The sequence below is a fragment of the Streptomyces kunmingensis genome, assembly GCF_039533535.1.
Classification (GTDB): domain Bacteria; phylum Actinomycetota; class Actinomycetes; order Streptomycetales; family Streptomycetaceae; genus Streptomyces; species Streptomyces kunmingensis.
Map to the genome: position 1 here is coordinate 1 of NZ_BAAATS010000035.1, position 8,657 is coordinate 8,657.

Sequence of the window (8,657 nt, forward strand, 5' to 3'; positions counted from 1 at the left end):
CCGGGACAGGAAGCGGGTGGGGCCGTGGCCGCGGAGGTAGGGGACGAGGACGCGGTATCCCTGGTCGGCCAGGAGGGGGGCGACGTCGACGTAGCTGTGGATGTCGTAGGGCCAGCCGTGCAGGAGGAGGACGACGGGGCCGTGGGCGGGTCCGAGTTCGGCGTAGCCGATGTTCAGGACGCCCGCCCGGACGTGCTTGAGGGTCGGGAAACCGGTGTGGGTGCCCGGCGTGATCGCGGGCACCACCGGAGCGGGGGCGGGGGAGGCCGCCGGGGCACCCGTGGTGCGCGCCGCGGACGCGGAGCCCGCCGGCCCGGCCAGCGAGACCGCGGCCGCACCGGCCCCCAGACCGACGGCCTTACTGAACGTACGCCTGTTGATCATGTGAAGCCCTCTCGTGTGCACGGTGACCAGCGACACACACTCTGACCCCGCCGCGCCACCGGCCACATCCGTCATCTGACGGTCCGACGAGTACGCCGCATCCGACCTTGCTGCGGACACGTGTCTAAGTCATGCGACTGACGAGCGGCATGACGGAGAAGTAGAAGTAACTGTCTTGACAGGTGATGGAAAACGTCGCCATGATTGCGTCACCACCTCAACCGGTGCCTCTCGGTGGGACGAGGTGGCCGATGAGATCGATGACATTTCGAACCTGATGGGGAGCACAAGCCATGGCAGTCAGCTACACCGCCGTTGTCGACGTCGACGGAGAAGGCCGCAACGGCGGCCACGTCCGCTCCTCCGACGGCCTGTTGGAGACCAGCCTCGCCCTCCCGAAGGAGCTCGGCGGCGCCGGTACCGCGACCAACCCCGAGCAGCTGCTCGCCGCCGGCTGGGCCGCCTGCTTCCTCGGCGCCCTGCGCCGCGCCGCCACCGCCCGCAAGATCCGGCTGACCAGCACCAGCATCACCGCCGAGATCACCCTCACGCACGGCGACGACGGCGAGTTCTCCCTCTCCGCGGTCCTCAACCCCGTCCTCGGCGGCGTCGACCGGGCCACGGCTCAGGAACTCGCCCGGGCCGCCCACCAGATCTGCCCGTACTCCAAGGCCCTGCGCGGCAACATCCCCGTCACCATCAACGCGGACGCCGCCGCCGGCATCGCCGACGCCGCCGCCTGAGCCGTATACCGAAGAGCGAGGGCAGGACATGGCTTCTCAGACGCACTCATACGTACGGTTCGCCAGGCGCTCCCGCCCCGCTCCGGTAGGTGTCTCCCCCGAGTCGCCGCCCCGCGCCGGGGCCGGGCCCGACGAACGCGCCTGGCCGACAAACGTAGAGATGTGGAACTGGGCGCAGAGCGCCGTGCTGTTCGGGTACGGACCGACAGCCTCGAACTTCCCTCAAAGTCAGCCGAGTTGACCTACCGAAAGCGGGACACAGCCATGGACATGAAGCTCGAAGTCGTCGTTCTGCCCGTCTCCGACGTCGACCGCGCCAAGGCGTTCTACGTGGAGCAGCTCGGATGGCGGCTCGACGCCGACTTCCCGATCCACGACGGCTACCGGATCGTGCAGGTCACCCCACCCGGTTCCGAGTGTTCGGTCATCTTCGGAGAGGGCCTCACCCAGCAGGAGGCGGGCACACTCCACGGCCTTCAGCTGACCGTCACCGACATTCTCGAGGCCCAGGAGGAGCTGACCTCCCGGGGTGTGGAGGTCTCCGGCCCGTTCCGCGACGAGACCGGCGCCTTCCACCATGCCGGCGACACACATCGCGTCCTGGGCGCGCACCCCGAGCGGGCCAGCTACGGCACCTTCGCCGCCTTCAAGGACCTCGACGGCAACGAGTGGTTCCTCCAGGAGGTCACCGAGCGGGCCCCCGGCCGCTGACCCGCCCGCCGACCGGCCCGCCGCACGGCAGCACCACAGGCCGGTGTCGGGCGGAGGTGTCTATCCGTCCTGCTTCACCAGGGTGTACATGACGGAGCGCTGCTGCTTGTGCCGCTGGATACGTCCCTTGGCGACGAGCGACTCGAGGGTGTTGCGCACCACCTGCGGTGTGGGACTGCGGTCGGGGTGCTTCTTCAGCAGCTCGTCCCGCAACTCCTTCGCCAGGCGCGGCTCGTCGTACTTGCCGAGCAGCTTCATGAGCAGGTCCCCGAGCAGGGCCTGACGCGGCTTCCCCTCCGCGCCGGCCTTCGCCGGGGTGCCCGCCGACGCGGTCTTCGCCGGTGCCGTACGCCGTGCAGCGGTCCCGGCCGCGGCCCGCTTCTGCTTCGGCTGCGGCTTCGTGGCGACCGGCTCGTCCTGCAACTGCTCGGGCAGACGGGACGCGTCGGCGAAACCCTCGTACCGCTCGGCGAGGCTGATGATGTCTCCCAGGAGGGCCTCCTCCTGCTTGAGCATCGAGATCCTCTCCTGCAACTCCTGCTGCAGGCGGCGGTTCTCCTCCAGGTCCGATGCGGCTTGATCTACGTACCGCGATCGGAGCGCGGCGGCTGACTGGCTGGTCACAACCGTTCACTCCCCTTGATATGGATGACGTTGCGCATGCTACCCAGGTCAAGGGGCCTGTGCCGGGCAGACAAGTGTTTACGCCCGACGGCCCGCCCGGCGCTCACACCTCGCGCTGCTTCGCCGAAGAACATACGTGCCGGCGGCCCGGGTCATACTGCCGGGGCTCCCGTCTCCGTGAGCGTTCCGTCGGCCAGTCGCAGCCAGCGGTTCACACCGATCTCGGCGAGGAACCGCTCGTCGTGGCTGACCACCATGAACGCGCCCTGGTAGGAGTTGAGGGCGCTCTCCAGCTGGGCCGCGCTGACCAGGTCGAGGTTGTTGGTGGGCTCGTCGAGCAGCAGCAGGTGCGGGGCCGGTTCGGCGCACAGCACACACGCCAGGGTGGCGCGCAGCAGCTCGCCGCCGGAGAGCACCCTGACCGGCAGGTGGGCCCGCGCGCCGCGGAAGAGGAAGCGGGCGAGCAGGTTCATCCGCTCCGCCTCGGGCCGCTCGGGGGCGAACGCGGCGAAGTTCTCCGCGACGGTGCGGTCCGGGTCCAGGAGGTCCAGGCGCTGTGAGAGGTAGGCGACGCGGCCGTCGTTCCGCTTCAACTCCCCCTCCTCCGGGACGAGTTCGCTGGTGATCAGACGCATCAGGGTGGTCTTCCCGGCGCCGTTCGGCCCGGTCAGGGCGATCCGTTCGGGGCCGCGGACGCTCAGGTCGAGACCGCCCGCCGCGAACACCTCACGGTCCCCGAGACGGACCTGCATGCCCTCGCCGAGGAAGAGGTTGCGCCCGGCGGGCACCTGGGTGTCGGGCAGTTCCAGGGTGAGCCGCAGCTCGTCGCGCAGGGCACGTCCGGCCTCGTCGAGGCGGGCCTTGGCCTCGCTGACCCGGGAGGCGTGCATCGTGCCGGACTTGCCCGCGGCCTCCTGGGCGCCGCGCTTCATATTGCCGGCGAAGATCTTGGGCAGACCGGCGCTCTTCAGGTTCTTGGCGGCGTTGCTCGCGCGGCGCTCGGCGCGCTCGCGGGCCTGCCGCAGCTCCCGCTTCTCGCGCTTGAGTTCCTGCTCGGCGTTGCGGACGTTCTTCTCGGCGACCTCCTGCTCGGCGCGCACGGACTCCTCGTACTCGCTGAAGTTGCCGCCGAACAGGCGCAGTTCGTCGCTGCCGAGCTCGGCGATGCGTTCCATCCGGTCGAGCAGCGCGCGGTCGTGGCTGACCAGCAGCAGACAGCCGGAGAAGTCGGAGAGTACGTCGTAGAGCCGGTGGCGGGCCTCGAGGTCGAGGTTGTTGGTGGGCTCGTCGAGCAGCAGCACGTCGGGGCGCCTGATCAGCTGGGCGGCGAGGCCGAGGGAGACGACCTGGCCGCCGCTGAGCGTGCCGATGACCCGGTCGAGGGTGAGGTGGGCCAGGCCCAGGCGGTCGAGCTGGGCGCGGGTGCGCTCCTCGATGTCCCAGTCGTCGCCGATGGTGGTGAAGTGTTCCTCGGCCACGTCGCCGGACTCCACGGCGTCGATGGCGCGGATCACCGCGTCGACGCCGAGCACCTCGGCGACCGTGAGGTTCCCGGTCAGCGGAAGGCTCTGCGGGAGGTAGCCGAGGGTGCCGTCGACGGACACGGAACCGGCGGTCGGCGCGAGCTCGCCGGCGATCAGCTTGAGCAGGGTGCTCTTGCCGGACCCGTTGGGAGCGACGAGCCCGGTGCGGCCGGGGGACACGTTGAAGGACAGATCGTGGAAGACCGGGGTGTCGTCGGGCCAGGCGAAGGAGACGTTCGAGCAGACGACAGAGGCGTTGGACATGGCGATGACCTCGAGCGATGCACGGGCTGGGAGCAGAGCTCTGCCCTGGGAGGAAGGGAGGACGCGGGAAAAACGGGTACGACGGGACGGACCACGTCAGCGGCGCTGCTGCGCGCCCGCCGATGGCCGTCGGAACCGGATCTCATCCGGAGATGTCGTCTTCACCCGCCACGTCTGTGACTCCTCGCTGGACAGTCGATGTCTCCAGCAGCGTAACACCTGAGCGACGTAGCAGCTGAGCGTGTTAACAACTGCGCGTCGCAACAACTGCGCGGCGTATCAGCTGTGCGACATGACAGCCGCGTGGGGCACCGGTTTCTCGACTCACACATGTGTGCCGCGTCGTTGACAGGCACCGCGAGCCATGTCACTATCATCACCGTCTTGAACGGTTACGTATTCAGTGTTCGATCGCGTGATCGAGCCAAGGAACGAGGAGCGCCAACCATGGCAGAGAGGTCGAAACGGCAGGCCGTTGATGCCGCCGAAGCCGCCGAGGGCCCACCGGTGGGGCGGCGCGCGATGCTGGGCGTGCTCGCCGCCGGAGCCGCGGGGCTCGCCACCGCGCCCTACCTCCAGCGCGGCTGGGAGGGGTTCCTCGGCGCCGCTTCCCAGCTCGACCCCACCGGAGCGACCGGACTGCTGCCCAATCCCGGCGGCTTCCGGTACTACAGCGTCGTCGGCTCGGTACCGCACAAGGACGAGACGAACTACCAGCTGCGGGTCACCGGCCTGGTGGACCGGCCCAGGAGCTACACCCTCGACCAGCTGCGCGCGCTGCCGCAGACCCGGGTCGTGCACGACGTCGTGTGCACGGACGGATGGCGGGTGGAGAAGACACCCTTCGACGGGGTGAGACTGGCGGACATCCTCGACGCCGCCGGTGTGCGTTCCCCGGGCGCGGCAATCCGCTTCACCTGCTTCGACGGCGCCTACAGCGAGAGCCTCACCCTGGAACAGGCCCGCCGCTCCGACGTCCTGGTCGCGCTGAACATGCAGGACAAGCCCATCAGCCATGAGCACGGCGGCCCCGTCCGCCTCTACGTGGCACCCATGTACTTCTACAAATCGGCCAAGTGGCTGTCCGGTATCTCGGTCACCGACGAGGTCGTCCCCGGCTACTGGGAGGAGCGCGGTTATGCGGTCGACGGCTGGCTCGACGGCGCCGACCGGAACAGCGATGCGGCCTGAGAGTCCGGGACAGGACGCCGTCTCCGAACCGTCCGGCAAGGTCCGGCGGTTCAGCCCCGCCGAGCGCTGGATCCACCGGATCACCGGCTACCTGATGCTGGTGTGCCTGGTCACCGCCGCCTGTCTGTACCTCGGCCCACTGGCCCAACTCGTCGGCCGACGGCACCTGATGGTCACCCTGCACGAATGGTCCGGCATCGCCCTGCCCCTGCCCTTCCTGCTGGGCCTCTTCTCCCGCGCCTTCCGGGCCGACCTGCGCCGGATCAACCGCTTCGCGGCGTACGACCGGCAGTGGCTGCGCGCCGTCCGCCGACGCCGCACCTCGCCGGGGGCGCGCCCGGCCGGCAAGTTCAACGCGGGACAGAAGCTCTACGCGGGATGGATCGCCGGTGCCGTGCTGGTGATGATGTTCACCGGCCTGCTGATGTGGTTCATGGGACTGCTGCCCTTCATCTCCCGCACCAGCGCGATCTTCGTGCACGACCTGCTGGCCTGGGCGATCACCTTCGTCGTACTCGGACACCTGCGCATGGCCCGCCAGGATCCGGAGGCCCGGCTAGGTATGCGTACCGGGTATGTCAGCAGGACCTGGGCGCGGCGGCACCACGCGAAGTGGCTGCGTGAGGAACAGGCGGGGTCGTCGACGTCCGTCGAATGACCTAAACGTCAACTCCGCCGACCGAGCCGTCAATTGACTGTTGTTCCGCGGCGGGGCCCACGGACAAAGTGTTACCAGGCAGCGACATCGGTCCCGGCCGAGCGCTCGACTCTTTCACTCCGAACTCTATTGTCACCGCTCTGACAGGTGATACTGTCTGTCTCGGTTTCTGGCACGTCGTGTGGCGTGCACATGTGTCGCCGTTGCAGAAGGCGCACACCTACCACTTGGATGGAAAACAATGAAGAAGGCTCTGACGGCACTCGCGGCAGGTGTGCCGCTGGTCGCGGCGGCAGTGTGGCTGCCGACCGCCTCGGCGGACGAGACGCGGAACACCGCCACCGCCACCACAGCCGCCTGCGCGGCACCGTCCGTGAAGGCTCCGGCCGGCACGAAGGTGGAGTCCGTGACCGCGGTCCGCCAGGCCGGCGGCACCATCCAGGGCACCGGGCTGCTCGGCGGCGAGGTCTCCGGCGTCCCGGCCTTCTGCCAGGTGACGGTCAGCCTCACCCACCCCGGGGAGGGCGATCACGCCAAGGTGCAGACCTGGCTGCCCGAGCAGGAGTGGAACGGCCGCTTCCAGGCGATCGGCGGCAGCGCCTTCAGCGCCGGGGACAACGGTGTCGGCCTGGGTGCCGCGGTGAAGAACGGCTACGCGGTGACCACCACGGACGCCGGTGTCGGTGACGTCCTGGACACCAGCTGGGTCCTCGACGGCAAGGGCAAGGTCAACAGCACGGCGCTGAAGAACTTCGCCTCCCGCTCCCAGCACGAGGCCGCGGCCGTCGGCAAGACGGTCGTGAACGGCGTCTACGGCAAGCGCGCCGCCTACTCCTACTTCACCGGCTGCTCCACCGGCGGCCGTCAGGGCTACATGGAGGCCCAGGCCTACCCCGACGACTACGACGGCATCCTCGCGGACGCGCCCGCCATCAACTGGGACGAGTACGAGGTCGCCACCCTGTGGCCGCAGGTGGTCCTCAACAACGAGAAGACCTACCCGACCGAGTGCGAGCTGAACGCGTTCACCGACGCCGCGGTCAAGGCCTGCGACAAGCTCGACGGAGTCCGGGACGGGCTGGTCAACGACTCCTCCCGCTGCGACTTCGACCCCCGCCGGCTGATCGGCACCAAGGTCGTCTGCAAGGGCGATGAGCTGACCATCACGGCGGCCGACGCGGCCGTGGTCCGCAAGATCTGGGACGGCCCCCGCACCACCTCGGGCAAGAAGCTGTGGGCCGGCGTCCCGATCGGGGCCGACCTGAACGGCCTGGCGCACTCCCAGCCCGACGAGACCGACGGCGGCGTCGTCAAGGGCGTGCCCTTCCAGGTTCCCGCCGCCTGGGTCCAGCTCTTCCTGAAGAAGGACCCGTCCTTCGACCTCACGAAGATCACCTACAGCGACTTCACGAAGCTTTTCCAGCAGTCCCAGGCCGAGTACGACAAGGTCATCGGCACCGACGACCCGGACCTGTCGGACTTCCGCAGGTCCGGCGGCAAGCTGATCACCTGGCAGGGCGACACCGACCAGTTCATCCCCGCTCAGGGCACCGTGCGCTACCACCAGCAGGTCGAGCGTGAACTGGGCGGCGCCAAGCGGGTCGACGACTTCTACCGCGTCTTCCTCGCCCCGAACACCAGCCACTGCGGCCTCAACGGCCAGGACGGTTCGGCCGACGGTCTCGCCGCGCTGACCGCCTGGGTCGAGCACGGCAAGGCGCCCAGGACCCTGCCCGCCACCCTGGTCAACACCAACGGCGAGACGGTCGCCCGTGACCTGTGCGCCTACCCCGCGGTGTCCCACTACAAGGGCCACGGCGACCCCGCCCTCGCCTCCAGCTTCCGCTGCGTCTCCCCCCGGCACTGACCCGGCCGGCGACGACCTCCTGACCTGAAAGGCCGAACCTCCATGAGCACCCAGACGGCGACCGCGACCACCCGGTCGGCGTCCGCGACCGCCCAGGCGGCTACGGACGAACGATCCTCACTGCTGAAGCTGTACCTCGGTCGCGGCATCCTCGCCGTGGCGTGGGCCCTGGCGTTCGCCCGCGCCCACGAGGACGTCGACGCGGTGGCGATCACCCTGCTGGTCGTCTACCCGCTGATCGACGCGGTGTCCTCGCTGCTCGACCACCGCGCCGCCCCCGACGGCTCCGAGCGCCGGATCATCGCGTTCAACGGGGTGCTCAGCACGCTGGCCGCCCTCGCGATCGGCGTCGCGGGCGCCGGCGGCGAGGCACCGGTGCTCCATGTGTTCGGCGCCTGGGCCGTCATATCCGGTGCCGCCCAGGTGATCGTCGGGGTGCGGCGGCGCGGCCCCGAGTTCGGCAAGCAGTGGCCGACCCTGATCTCGGGCGGGCTCTCCTTCCTCGTGGGCATCACCTACAACATCCAGGCCGCGGGCGACGATCCGTCGCTGGACGTGCTGTCGGTGTACGCCACCGGCGGCGGGGTCTGGTTCATCCTCCAGGCGCTGCTGCTGGGCTGGAAGTCCCGCCAGCAGCGCACCGTCTGACGCTCGTACCTCCTCCGGGAACGCCCCGGCCCGCGCCTTTCAAA

Annotated in this window: 9 protein-coding genes and 1 pseudogene; 6 read left to right on the top strand and 4 right to left on the bottom strand. The window is 69.4% G+C overall.

Annotation, left to right across the window (positions count from 1 at the left end; genetic code table 11):
- A partial coding sequence (locus tag ABD366_RS36525; RefSeq protein ID WP_344443205.1) for an alpha/beta fold hydrolase occupies nucleotides 1–384 on the bottom strand: 384 nt, incomplete at its 3' end.
- Nucleotides 385–677: 293 nt separating this feature from the next.
- Here ABD366_RS36525 and ABD366_RS36530 point away from each other — a divergent pair.
- Nucleotides 678–1,127 carry an organic hydroperoxide resistance protein gene (locus ABD366_RS36530; RefSeq protein WP_324771209.1) on the top strand — a complete coding sequence of 150 codons (450 nt, stop codon included), beginning with the start codon at nucleotides 678–680 and terminating at the stop codon, nucleotides 1,125–1,127.
- 264 nt (nucleotides 1,128–1,391) lie between these two features.
- Nucleotides 1,392–1,838: a VOC family protein gene (locus ABD366_RS36535; RefSeq protein WP_324771210.1), complete on the top strand. Its 447-nt coding sequence runs from the start codon at nucleotides 1,392–1,394 to the stop codon at nucleotides 1,836–1,838.
- A gap of 60 nt (nucleotides 1,839–1,898) precedes the next feature.
- On the opposite strand, the gene ABD366_RS36540 is transcribed toward ABD366_RS36535, so the two are convergent.
- The 3 genes and pseudogenes from ABD366_RS36540 to ABD366_RS43670 form a co-directional block, all read right to left on the bottom strand.
- Nucleotides 1,899–2,462 (bottom strand): hypothetical protein, encoded by a 564-nt coding sequence (locus ABD366_RS36540; protein ID WP_344443208.1) that lies wholly within the window; start codon nucleotides 2,460–2,462, stop codon nucleotides 1,899–1,901.
- Nucleotides 2,463–2,614: 152 nt separating this feature from the next.
- Entirely contained in the window at nucleotides 2,615–3,637 is a 1,023-nt protein-coding gene (locus tag ABD366_RS43665) for an ATP-binding cassette domain-containing protein (RefSeq protein WP_425577018.1), read from the bottom strand.
- A 15-nt stretch (nucleotides 3,638–3,652) separates the two neighbouring features.
- Nucleotides 3,653–4,249 (bottom strand): annotated as a pseudogene (locus tag ABD366_RS43670) (ATP-binding cassette domain-containing protein); the annotation flags it as partial.
- 522 nt (nucleotides 4,250–4,771) lie between these two features.
- On the opposite strand from ABD366_RS43670, the gene ABD366_RS36550 reads away from it, so the two are divergent.
- From ABD366_RS36550 to ABD366_RS36565, 4 genes are all read left to right on the top strand, one after another.
- The gene (locus ABD366_RS36550) at nucleotides 4,772–5,440 is read left to right on the top strand and encodes a molybdopterin-dependent oxidoreductase (protein WP_324769708.1); all 669 of its coding nucleotides are present in this window, start codon (nucleotides 4,772–4,774) and stop codon (nucleotides 5,438–5,440) included.
- Entirely contained in the window at nucleotides 5,388–6,098 is a 711-nt protein-coding gene (locus ABD366_RS36555; protein ID WP_324769700.1) for a cytochrome b/b6 domain-containing protein, read from the top strand. Before ABD366_RS36550 ends, ABD366_RS36555 begins: the two co-directional genes overlap by 53 nt.
- Nucleotides 6,099–6,339: 241 nt before the next feature.
- Nucleotides 6,340–7,965 (top strand): tannase/feruloyl esterase family alpha/beta hydrolase, encoded by a 1,626-nt coding sequence (locus ABD366_RS36560; RefSeq protein WP_324769701.1) that lies wholly within the window; start codon nucleotides 6,340–6,342, stop codon nucleotides 7,963–7,965.
- A 42-nt stretch (nucleotides 7,966–8,007) separates the two neighbouring features.
- Nucleotides 8,008–8,613 (top strand): DUF308 domain-containing protein, encoded by a 606-nt coding sequence (locus ABD366_RS36565; protein ID WP_324769702.1) that lies wholly within the window; start codon nucleotides 8,008–8,010, stop codon nucleotides 8,611–8,613.
- The last annotated feature ends 44 nt before the right edge of the window (nucleotides 8,614–8,657 follow it).